23 protein-coding genes and 1 pseudogene are annotated in these 21,833 nt (G+C 47.9%); 13 read left to right on the forward strand and 11 right to left on the reverse strand.

The window, feature by feature from the left end:
• Nucleotides 1–72 precede the first annotated feature (72 nt).
• A complete protein-coding gene (amyA, locus tag HA46_RS04865) occupies nt 73–1,554 on the forward strand; it encodes an alpha-amylase (RefSeq protein WP_033791346.1) in 1,482 nt (493 codons plus the stop codon).
• A 49-nt stretch (nt 1,555–1,603) separates the two neighbouring features.
• On the opposite strand, the gene yedD is transcribed toward amyA, so the two are convergent.
• Complete coding sequence (gene yedD, locus HA46_RS04870) at nt 1,604–2,083, reverse strand: lipoprotein YedD (protein WP_033791347.1); 480 nt, start codon at nt 2,081–2,083, stop codon at nt 1,604–1,606.
• Between the two features lie 195 nt (nt 2,084–2,278).
• On the opposite strand from yedD, the gene HA46_RS04875 reads away from it, so the two are divergent.
• Together HA46_RS04875 and HA46_RS04880 are read left to right on the forward strand one after the other, a co-directional pair.
• Nucleotides 2,279–2,602, forward strand: a complete 324-nt coding sequence (locus HA46_RS04875) for a DUF6388 family protein (RefSeq protein ID WP_033749791.1) — start codon at nt 2,279–2,281, stop codon at nt 2,600–2,602.
• Between the two features lie 348 nt (nt 2,603–2,950).
• On the forward strand, nt 2,951–3,190 hold the full coding sequence (locus HA46_RS04880; RefSeq protein WP_033749793.1) for a DinI-like family protein: 240 nt from the start codon (nt 2,951–2,953) through the stop codon (nt 3,188–3,190).
• Nucleotides 3,191–3,214: 24 nt separating this feature from the next.
• Here HA46_RS04880 and HA46_RS04885 read toward each other — a convergent pair whose 3' ends face one another.
• The 4 genes from HA46_RS04885 to HA46_RS04900 form a co-directional block, all read right to left on the reverse strand.
• A complete protein-coding gene (locus HA46_RS04885; RefSeq protein WP_033791348.1) occupies nt 3,215–3,481 on the reverse strand; it encodes a hypothetical protein in 267 nt (88 codons plus the stop codon).
• 226 nt (nt 3,482–3,707) lie between these two features.
• Nucleotides 3,708–4,439 carry a hypothetical protein gene (locus HA46_RS04890; RefSeq protein WP_143807584.1) on the reverse strand — a complete coding sequence of 244 codons (732 nt, stop codon included), beginning with the start codon at nt 4,437–4,439 and terminating at the stop codon, nt 3,708–3,710.
• Nucleotides 4,440–4,523: 84 nt separating this feature from the next.
• Nucleotides 4,524–4,838, reverse strand: a complete 315-nt coding sequence (locus HA46_RS04895) for a hypothetical protein (protein WP_033791349.1) — start codon at nt 4,836–4,838, stop codon at nt 4,524–4,526.
• On the reverse strand, nt 4,819–5,208 hold the full coding sequence (locus HA46_RS04900; RefSeq protein ID WP_084882384.1) for a hypothetical protein: 390 nt from the start codon (nt 5,206–5,208) through the stop codon (nt 4,819–4,821). Before HA46_RS04900 ends, HA46_RS04895 begins: the two co-directional genes overlap by 20 nt.
• A gap of 140 nt (nt 5,209–5,348) precedes the next feature.
• Between HA46_RS04900 and HA46_RS04905 the strand changes: the two genes are divergently transcribed.
• Entirely contained in the window at nt 5,349–5,975 is a 627-nt protein-coding gene (locus tag HA46_RS04905) for a helix-turn-helix domain-containing protein (RefSeq protein WP_084882386.1), read from the forward strand.
• A gap of 310 nt (nt 5,976–6,285) precedes the next feature.
• On the opposite strand, the gene HA46_RS21125 is transcribed toward HA46_RS04905, so the two are convergent.
• The 3 genes from HA46_RS21125 to HA46_RS04920 form a co-directional block, all read right to left on the reverse strand.
• Complete coding sequence (locus tag HA46_RS21125; protein WP_167626698.1) at nt 6,286–6,450, reverse strand: hypothetical protein; 165 nt, start codon at nt 6,448–6,450, stop codon at nt 6,286–6,288.
• Between the two features lie 545 nt (nt 6,451–6,995).
• Nucleotides 6,996–7,640, reverse strand: a complete 645-nt coding sequence (zinT, locus tag HA46_RS04915) for a metal-binding protein ZinT (RefSeq protein ID WP_084882392.1) — start codon at nt 7,638–7,640, stop codon at nt 6,996–6,998.
• A 79-nt stretch (nt 7,641–7,719) separates the two neighbouring features.
• The gene (locus HA46_RS04920) at nt 7,720–8,079 is read right to left on the reverse strand and encodes a hypothetical protein (RefSeq protein ID WP_084882394.1); all 360 of its coding nucleotides are present in this window, start codon (nt 8,077–8,079) and stop codon (nt 7,720–7,722) included.
• Between the two features lie 371 nt (nt 8,080–8,450).
• Here HA46_RS04920 and HA46_RS04925 point away from each other — a divergent pair, with 371 nt between their 5' ends.
• The 4 genes from HA46_RS04925 to HA46_RS04935 all read left to right on the forward strand — a co-directional run bounded on the left by HA46_RS04925 (nt 8,451) and on the right by HA46_RS04935 (nt 11,799).
• Entirely contained in the window at nt 8,451–8,810 is a 360-nt protein-coding gene (locus tag HA46_RS04925; RefSeq protein WP_084882493.1) for a GtrA family protein, read from the forward strand.
• Nucleotides 8,807–9,742: a glycosyltransferase family 2 protein gene (locus tag HA46_RS04930; protein WP_084882396.1), complete on the forward strand. Its 936-nt coding sequence runs from the start codon at nt 8,807–8,809 to the stop codon at nt 9,740–9,742. Before HA46_RS04925 ends, HA46_RS04930 begins: the two co-directional genes overlap by 4 nt.
• A 211-nt stretch (nt 9,743–9,953) precedes the next feature.
• Complete coding sequence (locus HA46_RS20695; RefSeq protein WP_208857392.1) at nt 9,954–10,457, forward strand: hypothetical protein; 504 nt, start codon at nt 9,954–9,956, stop codon at nt 10,455–10,457.
• A gap of 88 nt (nt 10,458–10,545) precedes the next feature.
• Nucleotides 10,546–11,799: a glucosyl transferase gene (locus HA46_RS04935; RefSeq protein ID WP_084882399.1), complete on the forward strand. Its 1,254-nt coding sequence runs from the start codon at nt 10,546–10,548 to the stop codon at nt 11,797–11,799.
• A 258-nt stretch (nt 11,800–12,057) separates the two neighbouring features.
• On the opposite strand, the gene HA46_RS20700 is transcribed toward HA46_RS04935, so the two are convergent.
• Nucleotides 12,058–12,735 (reverse strand): hypothetical protein, encoded by a 678-nt coding sequence (locus HA46_RS20700; RefSeq protein ID WP_143807585.1) that lies wholly within the window; start codon nt 12,733–12,735, stop codon nt 12,058–12,060.
• 544 nt (nt 12,736–13,279) lie between these two features.
• On the opposite strand from HA46_RS20700, the gene xisR reads away from it, so the two are divergent.
• From xisR to HA46_RS04960, 4 genes are all read left to right on the forward strand, one after another.
• Nucleotides 13,280–13,537 carry an excisionase family protein gene (gene xisR, locus HA46_RS04940; RefSeq protein ID WP_084882404.1) on the forward strand — a complete coding sequence of 86 codons (258 nt, stop codon included), beginning with the start codon at nt 13,280–13,282 and terminating at the stop codon, nt 13,535–13,537.
• 33 nt (nt 13,538–13,570) lie between these two features.
• The gene (locus tag HA46_RS04945; RefSeq protein ID WP_084882407.1) at nt 13,571–14,851 is read left to right on the forward strand and encodes a site-specific integrase; all 1,281 of its coding nucleotides are present in this window, start codon (nt 13,571–13,573) and stop codon (nt 14,849–14,851) included.
• Between the two features lie 91 nt (nt 14,852–14,942).
• Nucleotides 14,943–15,740 carry a hypothetical protein gene (locus HA46_RS04950; protein ID WP_084882409.1) on the forward strand — a complete coding sequence of 266 codons (798 nt, stop codon included), beginning with the start codon at nt 14,943–14,945 and terminating at the stop codon, nt 15,738–15,740.
• An 805-nt stretch (nt 15,741–16,545) separates the two neighbouring features.
• Complete coding sequence (locus HA46_RS04960; RefSeq protein ID WP_084882414.1) at nt 16,546–18,024, forward strand: glucosyltransferase domain-containing protein; 1,479 nt, start codon at nt 16,546–16,548, stop codon at nt 18,022–18,024.
• Nucleotides 18,025–18,584: 560 nt separating this feature from the next.
• Here the strand turns inward: HA46_RS04960 and HA46_RS04965 are convergent.
• Nucleotides 18,585–18,865 (reverse strand): annotated as a pseudogene (locus HA46_RS04965) (DUF2612 domain-containing protein); the annotation flags it as partial.
• Between the two features lie 406 nt (nt 18,866–19,271).
• Nucleotides 19,272–20,291: an acyltransferase gene (locus HA46_RS04970; RefSeq protein ID WP_084882417.1), complete on the reverse strand. Its 1,020-nt coding sequence runs from the start codon at nt 20,289–20,291 to the stop codon at nt 19,272–19,274.
• 911 nt (nt 20,292–21,202) lie between these two features.
• Here HA46_RS04970 and HA46_RS04980 point away from each other — a divergent pair.
• Nucleotides 21,203–21,787: a phage N-6-adenine-methyltransferase gene (locus HA46_RS04980; RefSeq protein ID WP_084882424.1), complete on the forward strand. Its 585-nt coding sequence runs from the start codon at nt 21,203–21,205 to the stop codon at nt 21,785–21,787.
• Nucleotides 21,788–21,833 lie beyond the last annotated feature (46 nt).

The following is a 21,833-nucleotide window of genomic DNA, read 5'->3' on the forward strand; positions in this document are numbered from 1 at the left end:
AACTCTTCTGCCGGTGCGTCTTTTTTTCGCCGTGCTCCATACTTGCTTTTCCTTCCCGCTGGAGCACAGCCAATGCACAACCCGACGTTATTGCAATTCTTTCACTGGTATTACCCGGATGGCGGCCAGCTTTGGCCTGAAGTCGCTGAAAAAGCGGCCTGGCTGAGCGAGATCGGCATTACTATGACCTGGCTGCCGCCTGCTTATAAAGGCGAATCAGGCGGCTATTCGGTGGGATACGACAGCTACGATCTCTTTGACCTGGGCGAATTCGATCAGAAAGGCAGCGTCGCCACCAAATATGGCGACAAGCAACAGCTGCAGGCCGCCGTGGACGCATTGCGCGCCCACAATCTCGGCGTGCTGCTGGACGTGGTGGTGAACCATAAGATGGGCGCCGACGAGAAAGAGCGCGTGCGCGTTAACCGCGTCAACCCCGACAACCGCGACGACATCAGCGACGAAGTGATTGAATGCGAAGCCTGGACGCGCTTTAGCTTCCCGGCGCGCGCGGGCGAATATTCCAAATTCGTCTGGGACTATAAATGCTTTAGCGGCGTCGACCATATCGAAAATCCGGATGAGAACGGCGTCTTCAAGATCGTTAACGACTACACCGCCGACGGCTGGAACGATCAGGTCGACAGCGAGCTGGGCAATTTCGATTACCTGATGGGCGCCAATATCGACTTCCGCAATAACGCCGTGCGCGAAGAGCTGAAATACTGGGCGCGCTGGGTCAGGGAGCAGCTGCCCTGCACCGGCTTCCGCCTTGATGCGGTGAAGCATATTCCCGCCTGGTTCTACAAAGAGTGGATCGATCACGTTCAGGAAGTGGCCGACGAGCCGATGTTTATCGTCGCTGAGTACTGGTCGTTCGAGACCGACAAGCTGCTGGAGTATATCCAGCAGGTCGAGGGCAAAACCCTGCTGTTCGACGCGCCGCTGCATATGAATTTTCATCAGGCTTCCACCCAGGGCAGCGACTACGATCTCAGCCAGATCTTCGCTAATTCGCTGGTGCAGGCCGATCCCTGGCATGCGGTTACCATTGTCGCCAACCATGACACGCAGCCGCTGCAGTCGCTGGAGGCGCCGGTCGAGGCCTGGTTCAAGCCGCTCGCCTACGCGTTGATTCTGCTGCGCGAGCAAGGCGTGCCGACGGTGTTTTATCCCGACCTGTTCGGCGCCAGCTACGAAGATGAAGGCGGCGACGGCGAAACCCACCGCGTCGAGATGCCCGCCATTCCGGAACTGGAAGCGCTGATCCGCGCTCGTCAGGCTTACGGCTGGGGGGCGCAGACGGACTATTTCGATCATCCCAACTGCGTCGCGTTCAGCCGCAGCGGCACCGCTGAGCAGCCGGGCTGCATCGTGATTATGTCGAACGGCGAAGAAGGTGAAAAAAGCGTGGCGATGGGCGACGGCTTTGCCGGTAAAGCGTGGCGCGACTATTTAGGTCATCGCGACGAGATCCTCACCGCGGATGAACAGGGCACGGTAGTGGTGCGCTGTAACGGCGGCAGCGTCAGCGTCTGGGTGCTGGCGGAGTAACGTAACGCGCCTTATTCTGTCGCAGCTGACGGAATAAGGCGCGGCGGGATCACTGCTTGTTTTCGTTCGCCTGAGTGATGGCGGACTTCAGGATTTCTGGTTCGATATTCTGAATAACGGCCGCGTCTGGCTGTTTCGCCACTTCATCCAGCGCCTGCTGGCACTCTACCGTCGGACGCTCGACCTTACGCAGCGTCAGCCCGTCATAGCGCAGCTCGCCGCCATCCAGCTCTAAAGGCATGACGCGCGACTGGCGATTGACGTTAACGTAATCGCCGCTGAGCAGCGTCAGCTTGCCTGGCTTGGCGATAACGCGCATCCACTGGCGGCAGTCAAGCGTACTGCCGTCCGCGTTGACGATCAGACTGCCCAGCGCGCGATCGCTGCGCAACCCGCTCTGCGGGCCGACCGTTTGCCAGATGCCCTGCAGGCTGGCGGGCGCCGGCGTCTGCACCGCGTCCTGATAGCTGTTGATTTGCGCACAGCCGGCCAGCGCCAGCGCGGCCGTCGTCAGCATCCACTTTTTCATCGTTAATCCCTGAGATCGCTTCAATGGCGGCTAAGTTATAATTTTTCGCCTGCTTTCCGCAAGCTATCTGCGCCCTGCTTCGCCTCGCGCGGCCACTTTTTTTCCTCCGCTTCGCTGTTTAACGGCGTCCTGACAAGGGCTGGAGGGTGAGTTACACTGGCGCGCTGCACCGCAATTAATCTTTCAGGAAACCTTATGAAAACGCCAGAAGCCTACTACGCGCAGGCGCGCGAGATGTTTTTTACCGCCCATGCCGATTTTCAGGCCGCGCTCGATGAACTGACGGAGAGCGACGCGCGCCATGCCAATATGTCGCTGCGCCAGCTGCGCGAATGGCATGCGGAACGTATTTACGCCGCTTTCCTGCGCCAGAAAAATCTCGACGGCATGATCTTCTCTATTCAGCTAGCCGAGCCTGATAAAGCGGTGGCTGCCGAAGCCATTGAAAACTATCTTAAATCGCATGCAGAATCGCTGGGAATGACCTGGGAAGAGTTCTGCATCAAGAACGAGCTTTAACCGGTCGAAAGGGGCAACACCTCCAACCAGTAAAATAAATCGGGATTAAATTGTACAAGAAGACAAAACTTGTATAAGTTTACTGCACGACTTCGGTCGTGATTGTCCTTGAACGAATGGTGCGCTTGCACCGCCTCTGGAGGTGTTGCTGGATTTCCACCTCCAGAGGTTTGATTTTTTTCCTCTGTTACCCTTCTTACCTCCCGTTAATCTTCCCGGTTTTGCTATCAGAGACGAATTTGCGCACCACGCCGAAAAAAAAGCGTTCAATGCGCCTGAGAGGCTTGTCACTGGTTGGATTTACAGTATGATGTGCCAGCGAATTTCTTCCCTGTATGGAATACCAGTATGTTTGTGGAATTGATTTACGATAAGCGTAACGTAGCCGGCCTGCCAGGCGCGCGTGAGATGATTTTACGGGAGCTGGAAAAGCGCGTTCAACGCGTCTTCCCGGAGATTGAGGTGCGCGTAAAGCCAATGGAGCGCAACGCCATCGAAACCGACCTGAGCAAGAACGATAAGGCCACGGTGGCGCGCATTGTCGAAGAGATGTTTGACGAGGCGGAAATGTGGCTGGTGGCCGACTAAGCGTCGACCACCGCCGGAGCAGGACTACTTCTCCTGCTCGCTGTGGTTAATGGCGATTTCGATATCCTGAATCACAGCGTCTAAGTCATCCAGCAGCGTGCCCTGTTTGTTCAGCAGCGCATCAATGCGTGCGGCAAATTCCGGATCTTTATATTCGCCGGCATCGAACGCGAGCCAGTGGCTGGAGAGGGTTTCTGTATTGGTCTGCGCATAGTGGCGCATCTCTTTCAGCTGCGAGGTCACATCGCGCAGGTAGTCAGTTTTGCTTTTCGTTTCCACTGAATCACTCATGCTGTTTTTCCTTTTGCTGTTTTAACCAATAAATATCTCGCGTGAATGATTAAAGGTAGTGGAATATAACGAAGCCGCCTTAAGAATATTCGGAAGTGGCCCCTGACCCTCTCGATTTCTGGCTCAGGCGCCTGCTCTTCTTTAGCCCAGCCTTATCGCCAGAAGCGCCCTCTTGATAAAAAAACAGGGGACGCATTGTCCCCTTTGGTGCCTTACCGCTCAGTTATTAGAGATATTTACGCGCCAGTTCGAATAACTCCTTTCTGGCCGCCGTGCCCAGATGCTCAATCCCTTGCTGCACAAAATCAAAAGCGGCGCCGAAATCTTTTACCCCTGCGCTGAAGTCGCTTTGCTCCTCTTTCCCGGCAGGCTGAGCAGACGACAACACAGCAGGCGCAGCGCTGGTGGAAGCGGCTACGGGCGCCGTTTCCTGAACAGCAGCGTTAACAGCCTGCGCGCTGGCCTGCTGGGCAGCGGCATCCGCCACGGGTGTCTGCGCCTGGGGTTGCGCATCGGCGGCAGCGTCTGTCGCAGCTGGCTGATCGACGGCCTGAGCGGTCGCATCGGAGGGCGCGCCCTGCTCTGCGGGCTGGGGCGCTGCTGCTGCGGCCTCTGGGGCCGCAGACTGTGCGGCAGCAGCGTCGGGCGTTGCAGCCTGCTCCGCAGCCTGTGCCGCAGCAGCGTCGGGCGCAGCAGCCTGACCCGCAGCCTGTGAGGCTGAAGCGTCGGGCCCAGCGTTCTGATCCGCCGATGGCGACGGCGTATGCTGCGCCGTCGCATCCGGCGCCACATGGGTTTCGCCCGGCGTCTCTTCAGAGGTGGCAGGCGCCACCGTTGAGGGAGAGGATAAACGCTGCAGCTGCGGATCGGTCGGCACATTGGCGTCCGGTATGGCAAACTGCGGCAGCTCGGCATCGCTTGCTGGCGTGGTTGAGTTAATGATGCTGGTATCGGTCATGGCAGACTCCTTAGTGATGATGAACGATCGGAGGGCATGAAAGCCTTCACCAATCAGGTTAAAAATTCGCATTAGACTCTCCCGTTAAGGCTTCGTAGCATTTTCATCCTGTATGACGACCCGCTTCACCTTGTCGACCGTCTGATCGGGTAGCGTATCCAGCTTTTTCTGAAGCACGTTCACCTGCTTCGAAAGCTCATCCACCTTGGCTTCACGTCGCGCGGCGGACTCGCGCGCTTCGCGCCGGATATCCTCAACGCGCTGATTAGCCGTGCTGCTGACGTATAAGAAAAGGATGGTCATCACAATGCATACCAACGACATGCCCAGCATCAGCACGCCGAGCATGACTTTGCGCTTGTGGCTCACCGGTCTTATTTCACTGTGTATCTCGGCCATCGCTATGCTCCTTTAATGTAGAAATCAGCCTGTCGATTTCATTACGGAACTTGCTGTTTTGATCGGCATCGGTCATGACGACCAGTATGCCGAGCGCGTTTTTGATTAAGCGAAGATCGGTCTCCAGGGTAGATATCCGTCGTAAATTGGTATCATGACGTATGCGTAAATCGTCATTCTCCTGACGGAGCAGCGCATTGCTCTCCTTCAGCAGCAAGACTTGCTCCTTGTAGCTGGTAATGATTTCTCCACCGGCACGATTGCTGGTGACGATAGAAGCAATGCCTGCAATAAGCGGCTTCCAGAAAAGCGCGGCCGCTCCGCCCCCAAGAACTAACGCGCCAACACTGGTTATCAAACTACTTTCCATGCCTCACCTCTGTACCTTGACGGGTAACGGCTGCTGACGTCAGGCGTAAAACGCAAAGCGCCTCCCTCGCCGCAACTTAAGATTGCTTAAATTCACAGCTTAAGTATACTTAAGTCTGGCTCTCAGGAGATGTCAAGAAGATGGAAAAAGAAACCACGGGCGATCGCATTCGCTTTCGACGTAAAGCACTGAATTTGACGCAAAAAGCAGTTGCGGAAAAAATCTCGGTTTCCCATGTGGCGATATCGCAGTGGGAAAAAGAGGAAACGCTGCCGCGCGGAGAAAACCTGCTGCGACTCGCGGAGGTGCTGGGCTGCGCGCCGGCATGGCTGGTAGACGGGGATGGACCGGTGTTTACTATACAAACGCAGGCGCAAGCCGGCCTGCCTTTTCTGGAAAGAGAACAGATTGGCGACTGGCTGGCGGAGGCGTCGCAGGTTGAGATCATCAGGCGGATCCCTGCCGATCGCAGCTACTCTGTCACCAGCTTTGCATTGACGCTGTGGGACAATGCGCTGGCGCCGCAGTGCCTGCGTGGCGATCTGCTGCTTATCGATCCGGAATTGCCGCCCCAGCCAGGGGATCTGGTGCTGGCGCTTAATGGAGAGAATGAGTATGTGCTGCGGAAATATCGCGCGCGCAGTCATAACAGCTTTGAGCTAACGCCGCTGAACGAGGATTATCCGCTGTTGCGCTCATCTGAACAGGCGCTGTCTGTGCTGGGCACGCTGGTAGAGTGGCGACGCTATCGCGATACGGCGCAGTAAGCAGCTAAAATCTTCCGCTTCGCTCGAACTTTCGCCGCGAAGCAGCGTCCTACTAAGCATGTGGATAATTCCATGTAACGATTTCACCCGCCTTGAGCGGGCTTTTTTTTGCCCATAAGAATTTCCTGTGACGAATGCCTGCTCCTGCGTTTCTTTATCGTAGCGCCGGTGAGAAGATAATCTGGCGCTATGCGCATACCCTTTACGTAATGCAATCGAGAGTTCTGCTTGACTGGACTTGCCCGCTGACCTGTGCGGGCAATTTTTTGCGCGCTTTGATGATAAAGCCGTCCGCAGACGGCTTTTACCTTCAGGGATTCAGATTTTCATCCTCATCCTCATCCTCAATGTCATCTTCTACATACTCATCATCTTCTGGCATCTCATCCCCCTCTCCGCCGGGGATATCTTCTACGCCGCCTGGGATCTGGCCGTCGCCGGGAATGGGATCGATATCATCGGGACGTTCTGACATACGCACCTCCAGTTACCCCTATTGGGTATATTTAGTTTAGTGCTGTGACTATCAGCTATGCGCCCTCGCTTGCTGAAACGTGAACGAAGCGTAAAAGATGAAACATTACGTCGCTGCCGTTTGGCTTATTGGCCCGGCTGTGTTCCACGAACGCTTTCACAAAGGCGCCGTCGTCAACCCAGATAAATTTAATTCTGTTTATTGACGGATCGCCTTATAGCTTCTTCAATAAAATAAGAGTCTGCACTGGAGGAAAAGCTCATGACTGAACTGTTACATATTATCTCTGTCAGCGCGATTGTCGCCGGAATATATCTGATTCAGTAAAAGAATGGTCACGCGCAGGTAATATTGTGGTGATAACCTTCTCTGATGGGGCCCTTGTGCTTGAGAGACGCTTCAGCGCAAGAGCCGATGCAGCAAGACCTGCGGCGAGGCTGCTGGTTGAAAACCGTCGTCGACAAGATTTCTCATACCGTCTGAATAATATATCGTTTTTCAGGCAATACGCCTGACTAAAATATATTTACCCAATTTCAGTAATATTAATGATGCAGCATTTCATCAACCACCTGTTCCTGTGTTAACTGCCAGGGATAATAAGTTGGCCAGTTATCCATTTCTTCCAGCAGCGCCTGCTGAGAGATATTGCCGCTAAAAAGGTGAAAATGGCTCGATTTGCGCGGTGCGATAATATGATCGCTAAACTGCACATATTTCGGCGCCTGGCTGTTCCTGTCATGACACTCAAACAGATAGCGAACGCCTTTTTTCCCGGAGGCGTAGGTCAGGATTTTATGTCCGGCATAGCTGTAGCGGCAGGAGGCGACACTGTCGCCGCGGTGAAATTCGATGACGTCATCTTCAATGCCCAGCCGCTCGATTTGCGTGGCGTAGCCTTTGCGGTAGTAAGCTTTAACCTGTTCTGCCGTTTTATGCCCATCTTTTTGCGCTTTCTGCGCGAAAACCGGGTCCAGCTTTCCCTGCTCCAGCAGCGGATAGACGGACTCCCATACGCCATCCCAGTCTGACAGCGGGCGATCCTTTACATCTTTGTCGTCAAACACCCCTTCGGCCGCTTTTTGCTCTGTTTGCGACAGCGCTGGGCCGTGCGCGTGATGGCCATGGGCCATAGCCTGCCCGCTAAGCAGCAGACTCAATGCGATGACTTTCCCTTTACCTGCCAACATAGTTACCCTCCATCAGTGAAAGAGTGTAAAATGTTATGATATAACGTTTCTAAAAACAAGCTTTGCGTGTGCTCTTCCGCTAGCTGGAAGGGAAAAGCCCTTTCGCCTCTGATTTTGAATCTGTTGCCGTCATGCACTTCACATCACGCAGCGCCTGTAGCTCGGCGAGGCGCGATTTGGCTTTTTCGCTGGCGTTGTGGCGAGCGAGGCCGTTGCCGATGCCGAGATCGCCCATAAAACCCAGTACGGTACGATAGTCGAAGCTGCCGGTCTCCGTGATCTCCTGCTGGATATGGCGCGTTTTAACGATTTCCTGTTCCAGCGCCTGGCAATTTAGCGTTACCGCTTCTTCATCAGTTACCGCGGAAGCCTGGGGGTACTGCTTGGTCGCGCAGGCGGAGAGCAGCAGCATGGCTGCGATTAACCATAGTGTTTTCATTGGGGTGTTTGTTACGCCGTGCTGATTGTGGGGGGTAGACCTGCATATCCATAATTTCACTTTGCAGTTTTGCAGGAGTACGTTGATTCAGGCTGATTCAAGGTTTATCAGAAGCATACCGCAAGGCACGTTTTGCCCATTGGGTGAATACGAGGTGTTTTGCGGTTTTTTTTGTGCTTCATGTGTGCTACAGCACTTGATGTGCTCTAGTCTCCTCCCTCCCTGCCTCCCTCCCGTAGCCAGCGAAGACCTGCATGGTATATCTCTGCCACATCGCCTAGGCTTTTTTGCCTTACACATTCTGACGAATCCTTGCCATAGGTCTAATCTGATGCCAAGATCCGCACCTTCTGCTAATGGGGATTTTCTTAATGGTTAAGCTTTTTGCGCGGTATGCCTCTGTCGGCGTCATCAACACGCTAATTCACTGGGTGGTCTTTACCATCCTCTATACAGAGGGCCAGACGCAATCCATTTCAAACTTTGCTGCTTTCTGCTTTGCGGTAACATTTTCTTTCTTTGCTAATGCAAAATGGACCTTTAGCACAGAAGCTACCACGATGCGTTATCTGCTTTACCTCATCTTCATGGGCGGAATGGCAACTGCCATCGGCTTGTATGCAGACAAAATTCACGCCAACCCCATTGTGACACTTATCGTTTTCTCAGCCGTCAGCTTAATATGCGGTTTCGTCTATTCCAGGTTTGTTGTTTTCAAGGATCGGAAATGAAAATTTCTCTTGTCGTACCCGTATTTAATGAAGAGGATGCTATCCCACTTTTTTATCAAGAAGTTCGCAGATTTCCAGCCTTCGCAGAACATGAGGTCGAAATTGTCTTTGTGAACGATGGAAGCACGGACAGTACCGAAGCGGTCATCCTCCACTTAGATAAACAAGATGTGCTTGTGAAGCATGTGTCCTTTACTCGCAACTTTGGCAAAGAACCTGCTTTGTTTGCAGGCCTCGAATGTGCCACCGGAGACGTCATTATCCCCATTGACGTCGACCTGCAAGACCCAATAAAGGTCATTCCCGAACTCATTGAGAAATGGAAGAAGGGTGCGGATGTTGTGCTGGCAAAGCGTGTAGATCGTAGTTCGGACAGTCGCATGAAGCGAGTAACCGCCGAGTGGTTCTATAAGCTTCACAACAAAATCAGCTCTCCTAAGATTGAGGAGAACGTCGGTGACTTCAGGCTAATGTCACGTGACGTAGTTGAAAATATTAAACTGCTCCAGGAGCGCAATCTTTTCATGAAGGGCATACTCAGTTGGGTCGGCGGAAAAACTGAAGTTGTCGAATACATCCGCGCTGATCGCATTGCTGGTAAAACAAAATTCAATGGCTGGAAACTATGGAATCTGGCGCTTGAGGGAATTACTTCATTTTCAACATTCCCTTTGCGGATGTGGACATACATAGGCCTGTTTGTTGCAAGTCTGTCATTCTGCTATGGCGCTTACATGATTCTCGACACGCTATTTTTCGGAAATCCGGTTCATGGATATCCGTCAATCCTTGTATCAATTCTTTTTCTCGGGGGCATTCAGTTAATAGGAATTGGAGTGCTTGGCGAATATATTGGAAGAATATATATCGAGACGAAAGAAAGGCCTAGATATGTAATGAAAAACATAAAGAAAGATGCCAACCACAAATAGCCATGAATCTTTTAAACTATCAAACCAACATTACCATTGTTATTTACATAAATAATTATTCGAGCCAGTTTATGTAATAGAGAGTACAAACAGAGCATTACCGAAATTTACCTTGATCAGCCAGTGCAGGACGGACTACATTAAGAAATTTTTTCCCAATAGATGCTCCACGGTTGAAATTCAGGCAACATATGTATTGAGAGAGGTTAGGATGTTGAAGGAAAAAGGCTGGCTTAGCGCTGCCTCGATTGCAGGGCTGATGGCCCTGGCATTTGTGCTTCTGGTTTTAAGGCGACCAGATATCGTTACGCATGCCCAGCCATGGGCTGAAGATGGCAGAGTTTGGATGGCGGGGATATATAATAATGGATTCTGGTCTTCTCTTTTCCTTCCACAGAATGGATATTTCCAGACCATATCGAGAATAACTTACGGCGTAGCGCTGTGGTTTGGTTTATCTCACGCTGCTTTGGTTGCTAACATTCTGGCAATCTTAATAAGATGCTTCTTTGTAGGACTTGTACTTTCGAGTCGAATGAACTTTATCGGCATCTGGTACAGAATGGCATTGGTTATTTATTTTATATTTATGCCAAACGTGGCTGAAGGTTTCGTAAACATTACGAACGTGAGATGGTGTAGAAAAACGTCCGAGTTACTTCGGGTAAGAGCAAGAACAAACAGAGCATTGCCGCAATTGAACCTGATCTGTTAGTGCAGAGCGGGCTACATTGCGGCAATTTTTTGCCCCACACATGCCCCATGGTTAAATTTTAGGCAGGCAGGTATTGAGAGAGGATAGTATGGTGAAGGAAGAAGGCAGCCTGAGCGCGGTCACGGTTGTAGGGCTGATGCTGCTGGCGTTCGCTCTTTTGGTTTTGCGTCGTCCGGATATCGTTATTCACGCCCAGCCATGGGCGGAAGACGGGAAAATCTGGATGGCAGGCATATATAACGAGGGGTTTTGGTCGTCGCTTCTACTGCCTCAGAATGGTTATTACCAGACGATATCAAGAATAGCTTACGGTATTTCGCTTGCTTTCGGTCTTGAGCATGCGGCATTGGGCGCTAACTTAATCGCTCTCCTTATTCGCTGCTGCTTTGTTGGATTCATTCTTTCGTCTAGAATGAACTTCATTCCAGTCGCTTACCGACTGGCTGCAGCGGCATATTTTGTGCTTATGCCGAACTTGTCTGAAGGTTTCGTAAATATTACCAACTCCCACTGGTATCTTTCAATGTATTTGGTAGCGGTTGTTATGGCAGAAATGCCAGAAAGTCGCGCATGGAAAATCCATGATTACGGCCTGCTTATACTAAGCTCGCTCAGCGGTCCATTCGTCGTATTTATCGCGCCATGTTTGTTAATAAAAAGAATTCACGAAAGAGGTGGCATTCTAAATGCAATAAAAGGAATGAATACCTTCGATTTCATTATGGCTTCCTGCTGTGTTATTCAGATTGCCGCCATACTCTTATCTCCTGAAACAGCTCGATCATCCGCCCCGCTTGGCGCGTCGTTAGGCGTTTTGATAAAAATCGTATCCTATAGAATCATTGCAGGAACATTTTTCCCTAATGAAGCAATATCTTTTATTCCATTAAATAAATGGCTCTGCCTGGCATTGTTCCTTCTTTTTATCATACCAGCGGTTTACTACTTTTTCCGTGCGGGATGGAGATATAAAATCGCGATCATTTTTCCCACATTGATGATTGGGTTTGCATTAACTAAACCGATGATGAGCATTACAGACCCACAGTGGCCTGTTTTCTTTGGCCCTGGTAATGGAGAAAGATACTTCTTCGTCACTAATTTCGCGTTCTTCTGTTTTGTTTTGTTTATGATATCTAAGGCCGGAAAGGCAAGTAAGGTTGCTCTCCCTGTTCTATGCTTGCTCACCTTGCTTTTGGTAAGCCGAGATTTTCGTATGGAGCCTTATGCCGACGTGGGTTTCGCCAAGGACATTTCTGAGTTCAACTCATTACCTGAAGGGCAGGTTAAGGATATACACATCAATCCTCCAGGGTGGATTATGACGCTTCATAAAAAGTAAAGAAAAGGCCATCAATGCGATGGCCTTACTTTTTATTCTGCTGACAGTTCGAACTGGCAAGAGAATGCGCTGATGTTGGCGCCTGCCACGTTTCTTATGTAAAACTTGGCAGATGTTGCGCTACTTTCACTGGGAGCATATGAAAGAATGTAGTCAGCGCTAACGTTAATTGGCGTTGCTCTACCCCATGCCGGAGCCTCTTTGAATACGCCAGAAGGCAGAGCTACTGTATAGCTCCCGGTTGAGGCAGAGATTGCATTAACGGATGTCGTCTCTCTCTACGTATGAGGTTGTTGGCGTCGTGAATGATGCGTCAGTTGCGCTTCCCCGATGAATATTCCCTTGGTATGTGCTGTAGTTAAAATATGACAGGTCGGACAATGCTGTAGTCATATCACGAACAGTGTTGCCAGTTACAGACCAGTAGGAAATACTAGTGCTGCTTCCGGTAAGGAATCCATTGAACCCTCTCGCATTGTTGTTTGCGATCATGCCCTCAATTCCGCCCGAAATATTTATTGCGTATTGAGTAGAAGCACCAGTGCTCAGCATATTACCGTAGATTTGGTTGCCTGTAATTGTCGCATTATCACCCGATGACGTTATGGCCGTTCCGGCTACGCTGATCCAGTTATTAGAAATAATTAGCGCATCAACTACAGAACTGATCGCGCTTCCTGTGCCAAGAATGATGTCAATAATGTTATTAGTGACAGTGGCCAGAAGTCCTGCCTGGAAGAAGGCTGCCTGAGTACAAGCAATAATTGTATTGTTGTTTATCATCCAGCCTTCACAGCGGTGCCCAACGGTTGTATCGGTAGACCAGTTAATGCCGCGGGAAAAGCTCATAATGGTGTTGCGTGTTACGCTGATGTTTACAGAGCTGAGGCCATTTATGCCTGTACCATACTGACCAACATACGCTGGAACGTTCATCAGCTCATTACCAGAGATTGTTCCATACCACGCATTTTGCAAGAGGATTGCATTCGCAAAGTAATAAGATGTTGAGTTAACTGGATTCCCAATAAAACAGTTAGTGATACTCCAGTGTTCAACAGCACTTCCAGACAGGTCACCGATAACAATTGCCCCTGCGGCGCGGGGGACCAGCTTAAGGCCGTTTATTGAAGATCCACTCGCAAGAACAACTATCCTGCCTGAACCTCCAAACCTGATTTCTGCACCATTTGATGAACATCAAAGACAGGGATGAAAGAGGCCGCACATATGTTCCAGGTGGAGAAAATTCCCCGCACTCAAAACTGACTGATGAAGACGTCCTATCCATCCTTAGCTCCTCTGAAAGTCACCGGGCCTTAGGAAAGAAATTCGGCGTCATGCCATCTGCCATCTTTTCCATAAAGAAAGGCAAGACATGGAAACACTTAGGGAAGAGAGATTAAGTGGCGCTCGTCGTGAGCATTTTAATAATTATCGCCTGCATAGTGGCCTGGTACTGGCCGGATAAGGAGTAGGTATGGAAAACGTAATTCAGCTGATGCCCAGCAAATGGGTTACTGAAGATGTTCTGATAGCAATCACCGGCTTGCGGCCCGGCACAATCAAGAGAGCCAGGGAGAACGCCTGGCTTCAGGGTAGAGAGTACCTGCTCTTCTCTCCAGTGAACGATCCCAAGCCAAACAGTGAAGCAATGTACAACCGTGAGGCAATCGACAAGTGGATCGAGTCTCAGGCGCAACGTCAACCAGATGCGGCTGAGCGGAAAAAGGCTTAACCTGACCTCCCTTTCAACCAATGGAGATGGCGCATGTCAAAATCAGCGTATCCGACCGGAGTAGAAAACCATGGCGGCTTTCTGTGGATCTGGTTTGTCTATCAGGGTAAAAGAGTTCGTGAGTCACTTGGAGTACCTGACACGCCGAAAAACAGGAAGGCTGCCGGTGAACTCAGAACGGCGATTACGTATCGCATCCAGACGGGAGCATTCAGTTACAAAGAGCAATTCCCGCAGTCGAAGCGATATGAAACAGACAGAAGCAAGCAGAGTGTCACCATTAAGGAGATGTGTGAAAAATACCTAGCGCTGAAGCAGCCGACAATATCTGCTATCACATTGAAAAACTTCAGGGCCAGACTGAAGACTGTTTACCTTCTTCTTGGCGAAGATGTACCGATATCATCAATCCGGCAAGAGGACGTTCTAAGGGTAAGGAACGAGCTTCTGAACGGAACCCAGTTCATTCGCATGTTTCAAGATGAGCCTAAAAAAGGGCGCACGGTCACAACTGTAAACTGCTCTATTTATCAACTTAAAAGCGTGCTGGCATTTGCTGTAACCAACGGATACATCGCTAACAATCCGGCAGATGGCATTTCTCCTATGAGGAAGGATAAGAGTGCTCCGGACCCGCTATCCAAGGATGAATTTCGCAGGATCATCAGTGCAGCCAGTCATCCACAGATTAAGAATTTCTGGTCAATCGCGGTATACACCGGCATGCGCCATGGTGAGTTGTGCGCGCTGGCATGGGAAGATGTCGATCTTGTGAATGGCACAATCACCGTCTGCAGAAACCTTACCGCTCTGGGTAATTTCTGTAAGCCTAAAACATCCGCAGGCGAAAGGGTGATCAATTTAATCGAGCCAGCAATTCAGGCATTAAAAGACCAGATGCTGGTCACAAGGATGAAGAAGGCAGTTGAGATAGAGGTTGTTGGGAGAGAGTATGGCAGGAAAGAACGGCAGGATGTGACTTTTGTTTTTAGCTCAGAAGTGACCGATGTATCAGGTAACGGCGGTGGGCACTACTCAGTCATGTCAGTAAGCGGTATGTGGAAAGGCATTATCAAACGATCTGGGGTCAGGCACAGGAGGCCATACCAGACGAGGCACACCTATGCGTGCTGGTCACTCACTGCAGGAGCTAATCCAAGTTTCATTGCCTCACAAATGGGCCACCGAAACGCGCAGATGCTTTATACGGTTTATGGAAAGTGGATGAGTGACAATAACAGTGAGCAAGTTGACCTTCTAAACAGCAAACTAAACGCATTTGCCCCATCAGTGCCCCAAAGGAAAGAGGCTTAAACAATTAGCATTTAAATACATGTAGTTATATCTCAATGCCATTTCTACGAACGTTCACTGGTATCTTTCAATATATCTTGTCGCGGTTGTTATGGCCAAAGATGCAGAAAGTTTACCAGAGAAAATGCATGACTTCATTGTTCTGGTGATAAGCGGACTAAGTGGGCCCTTCGTTGTTTTCATTGCACCATGCCTGATTATAAAGAGAATCTATACAAGAGAGGGGTTGATTAATGCGGTTAAAGGCATCAACCTGTTTGACGTTGTCATGGCTATTTGTTGTGTAATCCAGTTGTGGGCAATCCTTGCAACATCAGGATCGACACGCATTGATGCGCCTCTGGGATATAGCTTTGGCTTGCTTGCCGACATCGTTTCTTGTCGCATTATTTATGGCTCATTCCTTCCATTTAACATGGCGCGAGAAATGGCTGCGCACGGTAATGTCAATGCAGGGTTGTTCATCATTCTTTGCGTCGTACTACTATTTGCCTTCTTCCGGTATGGATGGAGAGTGAAATGCCTTATTCTCTTCCCGCTTCTGATGATAGGCTTTGCGCTTAAAAGCCCGGTCATTGCTATTGGCCAACCCCAATGGCCTCTGATATTTAATACGGAAAGTGGTGAAAGATATTTCTATGTTACCAACATAGCTCTGGCATGTCTGGCTATCGCACTGGCTTCGTCCATCACGAAGATCAGGATTACCATCCTTTCCGTCGGAGTGATTATCTTCCTTTCTTTTGTCCCTAAACATTTCCGGCTCCCTGCCCTTCCTGCGTCTGGTTACTATCAGGATGTTAAGTCGTTTGATGAAAAACCTTCTGGTGAAACGGTTTCTATAAGGATTCTGCCGCCAGGATGGGACATGAAACTTATTAAAAAATAGAATGGAGCCCACCTTCCCGGTGGGCTTTTTTATGCCATAAAGATATTACCAGTCTGAACACTACCCGCACCTGCATTAATAGATGTTGCACAAGTAAATACGTTACCTGTAGCACAGGTATAATATGCGACTCCCTCAGTGAGAGAGTAAGAGTTTCCGGTTGTTCGAAAGGCGTTGCCGGAAAAAATTTAGACTGTCGGCCGACACGGCTCACAAACGGACACTATCTTTGCCTTTACCCTCCCCAGCACGATAATTCCTTCCATATCATCCCCGTCGATCGTTTCACCATCCTGCGTTATCAATCTGGAAGCAAACAGCTTGCCTACCACCGGGTAGCCATAGTACTGAAAAGCCATTTCATCGCCAGGCTTCATCGTTTCGGCACGGTCTACGATGACAAGCCCGTCTGGCGTCTCCACACGGACACGCTGTCGTTTTCATATTCCCTGAACATAAAGCTACCCTTTACATTCATCAGTGTGTATAAACACAGTGATATTCAGAACTGGTTTTTGCAATCTGTCTGGGGGTTTGTCATGAGTATGTGAAGGGCTAAGATTTGGGTAACCACCCCGCAGCCCGCTCAGACAGGTGCGACGAAGATCTGCCCCTTCGCCGGGGCTTTTTTTGTGTTAGGATTTACGCCAACTTAAGAAAGGGGTACTAATCATGAGTAGTTGTGCATATGAGGCCATAAGAATATACCTCGGCATATAATAAGAAACGATAGGAGTTAAGTAGTTAATAAGTAGCAATAACGAATACCATTTTTGATAAATGCACAAAGCTGGACAAAATAAACATGCTTGCTAAGACCATATCTTTAGGTAATGAAGAGCTAAAAAAATACCGATATATTTTTATAGCCGCACTGGTGTCTTATATACTCATTTTTGGATTTGAGCTTACTCACTTCACCTTGTCCATTGATGAAGAACTAATGGATAATTTTCACCAGACTCTTAGTTTGGGACGCTGGGGACATGCCTTGTTGAGGAAATACATTCTTCCTGAGCCATACATTCCTTTTTTTACATTGATTCTTTCTATTCTTATACTTTCTGTATCATCTGTTATAGCAAGTGTTTACCTTGATCTATCCACACGCCAATCTGTAATTTTTGTCATAATGCTGGCTGCGATACCTCAGATGGCATATCAGCTTGAGTTCAGCAATCAAGCGGATACTATTGCCATATCAGTATTGTGCTCCGTGTTGTCGTTAACTTTACTGAATCGCTTGAGCATTGTTAATGCTGTCTCATTTGTCTTACTAACTGTCGCTTCGCTTTCAATTTATCAGTCAATATTCCTTTACGCCGCCTCATTGTTGATGGTATGGGTGTCAATTGGTGTTTTCAGAGGAAATCTAAATTTCATAAAATCATTAAAGATATGTACAATATTCTTGTTTTTAGTTATCATTTCTCTCATTATCAATAGTTACGTATCCGTCGTAGTCTCCAGCCATTACAATGTAGCCATTTCCGACTATCTTTCTGACAGGATGGGATGGAAGATTGCGCCGACGCATACTATTATAATGAATATAATTGGCGTAACTAGAGACTATTTAACTTTCAATGCTGAATATGGAATGAATGCTTTCCCTTTCTCAGTATTGTTCCTGCTGGCATCTGTCGCAGGTGCGTTTTATTATCGTAAAAATCCAATTCTTACTTCTGTTGTGCTGGTTCTGACTTTTTTTTCTGCATTCTCTCTTAATTTTGCTCTAGGCATGAGGTTACCACCAAGAACTATGACGCAAATACCTGTGGTGTTTGCTGGATTATTCATCATGGCTGTGCTTATCTTCAGGTTGAATGTTAGCGCGCTGGTAATTGCATTAATGTTCCTACTCACTAGTGCGGCATCTTCTAACAGGTTATTTTATACAGACTATATGGCCAGAAAAGCTGACGACCACCTGGCTACCAGAATAGTTGTGGCAATACAGCAGGAATATCCTACCGTAGATATTGATAATACACCCATATTCTTCTACGGAAGCTATACGCCTTATAACCAATGGTCACTAGCTAATTCTGATATTTTTGGTCGTTCGTTCTTTAGTCAGGACAAGGGTAATAACACAAGGATGAATGGTTATCTTTCTATTTCCAACATAATTAAAGTTAAGCGCCCGAACCCTGAACAAGTAGCAATGGCCAGAGAGGCAGGGGCTGACTTGCCATCCTGGCCGAACAAAGGCTCAGTTTCAATGGTTAATGGTGTATTGATAGTTAAGCTATCTAATGAACTTAGCAAGTATAATAATTAAAAAGTTGCCCACCAGAGACGGTGGGCATCCTCATTAAGCTGGCCTGTTTGGCCAAGGAATATCTGCATCAGTATTAGCGTCTAAAGCTTATAGATGGTCAATATAACTAAGCATAAGCTGAGTGACGTTGTCTCCTCATCAGTGAGCTTACGCCCAATCAAAAGCTTAGTTTGCCATACACTATATTGTTGAAGCCTGATTTATTAAGGCCTCTTTAGATGCTAAACCAGATTAATCAATCCCTGTTTTGTTTGTACGATTTCTTCATCCGTTGATTCAGGGGCTGCGAATTCCCCATCTATATAAGCGAATCCGATAGCGATTGTTTGATTTTCATCAAGTGGTACCACCTAAGAGCCATCACCTGCTGAAAGGCCAAAATCAAATTAATCTAATCATCCTGAGAAGAAAAGTAAGCCACATTAACAACTTTCCCATCTTTTATAATGACTGCATTTGGCATTATGCATATTCCTCTACAATAAATATCTCGTAAACTGACTGACTGGTGACATTCGCGCCAGCGCCAATGCCAAATACCTTAAAATTATTGATAGCTATTAAAGTGTCACTCCCCATGCGCCGTCATCAAATCCGGCAATATATTTATTGTCCATATCGGAGCCGAAGAATTTTAACCCAACTGATGGCGTTAAAATAAGAGGCGTTTGAATGTCCCCTGCCCATACTCCCGCAGCTTTAACTGTCTGATAGCGGACAGAAGCTCGAGTGACACCTGGCTGATATCCTCTTCAGGAAATACCCAGACTGAGATGGTCATATCCTGATTGTCGACTATTTGCATTCTCAAACCGGAACCTTCTAGCGCAACTTCCAGAATCGCCTTAGCGGCGCTAACAGCTGAGCCTGTTGTTTGGGTTAAGCATAAAGCGATCGGCATTCAGCGAATGACGAGCATAGACGCCGTGATAATCCCCGGCGTTCATTAATATGGCATTGGTTTATTCACCAACTAAACCATTTCAACATCACATTATGCGTGAGGGAATTTTTTGTCACTTAGTTATCTTTTATATGAAACTCAACTTGATACAATATGCCTTATTGATTGGCTCGAAATAGCTGGATAAGTGAGTGACGCGGCGCTGTTGGTGTTAACACCATACAAACCCAGCTTGCTAAACATAGTGTATGCTATGCACGAACCATAATCACCGAGCCAATCAATAATCTACACCGACATATATAAAAATCACCCTGCGAACAATCGCAGATATTGATTAATTTTATACAAAATACCTAAAAAACTTGATCCTTCTAGCGAGCCACACTATAAAAACCGAAACCAGGAAGATAATTAAAGTGTTTACCGCAGGGTCTACAATAGCTCGCCCACGCATTACAAACTCGTATTTTTCTAAGACAATAAAAACCAGCCAATGGACCAGATAAACACCGAAAGAGCACTCACCAACAGTCAATACAAAGCGAGTTAAAGTATTAGGTAGCCATGAGAAATCCAGAGACATCACGATATTAAAAATAACATATGATGACAAGAAAACAATGAGTGTATTAAAACCATAGAATCTCTCGTCTGGTTTCCCAGCCAGCCCGGAAGCATTAAGGTTAAGCCATGAATTTAATGAAAGAAGAGCAAAATATATCAGAAGTGCTGGTAATACTCTTACTTTCTTATGCATGTATGGAAAAGCCATTGCATACAATAAAAAGGATGGAAAAGTAAGATTAAATTGATTCAAACCAGACAGGAATCCATAGTCCCCTGGCATTAACTTAGAGTAAGCGATAATTGAAGGCAGACATATTGTGAAAAAGAAAACAACCCAAAAAAGATATTTGAATTTATCTTTTCCTTCTTCATAAAAAACATGTTTAACAAGCGGCAATGCAAACATAAATCCAATAAAAGGAGCTATAAACCAGAGGTGGAATGATGTACTCCTTGTGAATAGTCTGATTATAAACTCAATAAAACTACCCCCGCCATTATAAACATAATAAATTACAGACCATGTAATAAAAGGAATCCCTATCCTGATCAGTCTTGATGCCAAGCCTTTCTGGCTTTTATTGTTAAACGATATATATGCGGCAATTATAAAAAAAACAGGAACGCAGAATCTAGATATTGTGTAATAAATATGACTGGAGATCCACGCTAGGTAATTTTTACTCATTAAATTCGGATCATAATAGTGTTGCATAGTCATATGAATTAGTATGACACCAACGACAGCCATGAAACGTAGAACCTCAATATTTAAATTTTTTATTTGCTTCAAGAAATTTACCTTTTTAAAAGTATACTATTTAATCTTTTCACCTAAGGCTTAACCTCTGATCAACTACCTATAAAATTTCCAGCATTTAAAATACTTAATAAATATTGCAAGTAAAATACCGCAATAAGAATGAACCCCATCCAACCCTCCTTTTTGAACCAAATGATTACGAATAATTTCAATTAGCTAATTTAAGTGACCCATTTCACATTTAAAGACGATTTATGGCTGTTTTCGTGGTTAACAAAACGTTTCATTTCACCATAAATATTTCTAGAAATAAATATGGAAAACATCATCAAACTAGTTTCAGGCAAATGAGTGCCTAATTCAGTGCTGATAGCTATCGCTGGCATAGCGAGTTAAGCCTTCTTGCTGCTTTGCCCATCGCTTTTGCTCGTAAACTACCTTAGGAGAAGATGTGGCTGTATGGTCACGTTTACTCTTATTGGGTGAAGTTATTGCTATCTACCGACATTGGAGATCGAATGGAAAGTTACGTCCTTTCAATGGATGAGGCGTACGCGTTTCTGATCATATTCTGTTCGACAGCCCAGCAGTGGATACGCACCGGCAGACTAACCTCCACACGTAAAGGCCTATTCAAACCTAAATCACCTTGCCTTCTCACTCGCCAGGCCTGTATTGCCGCTCTCAACAATCCAATGCACACTGTTGCCGTGAGCGCGGTAGATATACATGAGAAGAAATCACCATGTCGATCTTCCGCAGGGATAAAAGCTGGGACGCCAGTTTCACAGAACTGGTCAATAGCCTAATAGCTAGTCAATTCGGCATTACAAGCTCTAAGGTAATGCTCTGGATTTTGTGGCATTATCGCTAAGCCACATCGCCCTGAAGTAACCTCCTACTCACCCTATTCACTATCGCGCTTTGCGTGAGGATTCTCTATGTCTGAAGCTATTCCCAGACGTGGCTACCATGACAGCCACACCAATCTCGATATTCGCGATTTATGGCAGACGCCGCTTGAGGTATTCGCAGCTTTAAACCGCGATTTCCGTTTTGTGGCAGATGTTGCCGCGAGCGAGCACAACCACCTGCTGCCGGTTTACTTCACCGAAAAGGATGACGCGCTGGCACAGGACTGGGCCGGGCGACTGCCACTGGGAATAACCTGGTGCAATCCGCCCTATAGCGAAATCACGCCATGGATAAAGAAAGCCACGGAGGAATGCCGTAAAGGGATCGGTACAGTGATGCTTGTTCCCGCTGACACTTCGGTCAGCTGGTTCAGCCTGGCGCGGAACCCATGCACCGAGGTGCGCTTCATTATCGACGGCCGCCTCTCGTTTATTCACGCTGATACCGGCAAACCAGTCAACGGCAACAACAAGGGCTCGATGCTGCTCATCTGGAATCCGTTCGCCTCAGGTTTTGGCATAACCGGGTATGTCTCGCGCGACACGCTGATGGCGATCGGCCGGAAGCTATTATTGTCTGGCATGGAGCCTGCCGACGAGCGCGCCGCATGACAGCTACCAGAAAGAAGCCGACATGGGCTGGATTATCACTAATCTT

This window comes from Pantoea septica (assembly GCF_002095575.1).
Taxonomy (GTDB): Bacteria; Pseudomonadota; Gammaproteobacteria; order Enterobacterales; family Enterobacteriaceae; genus Pantoea; species Pantoea septica.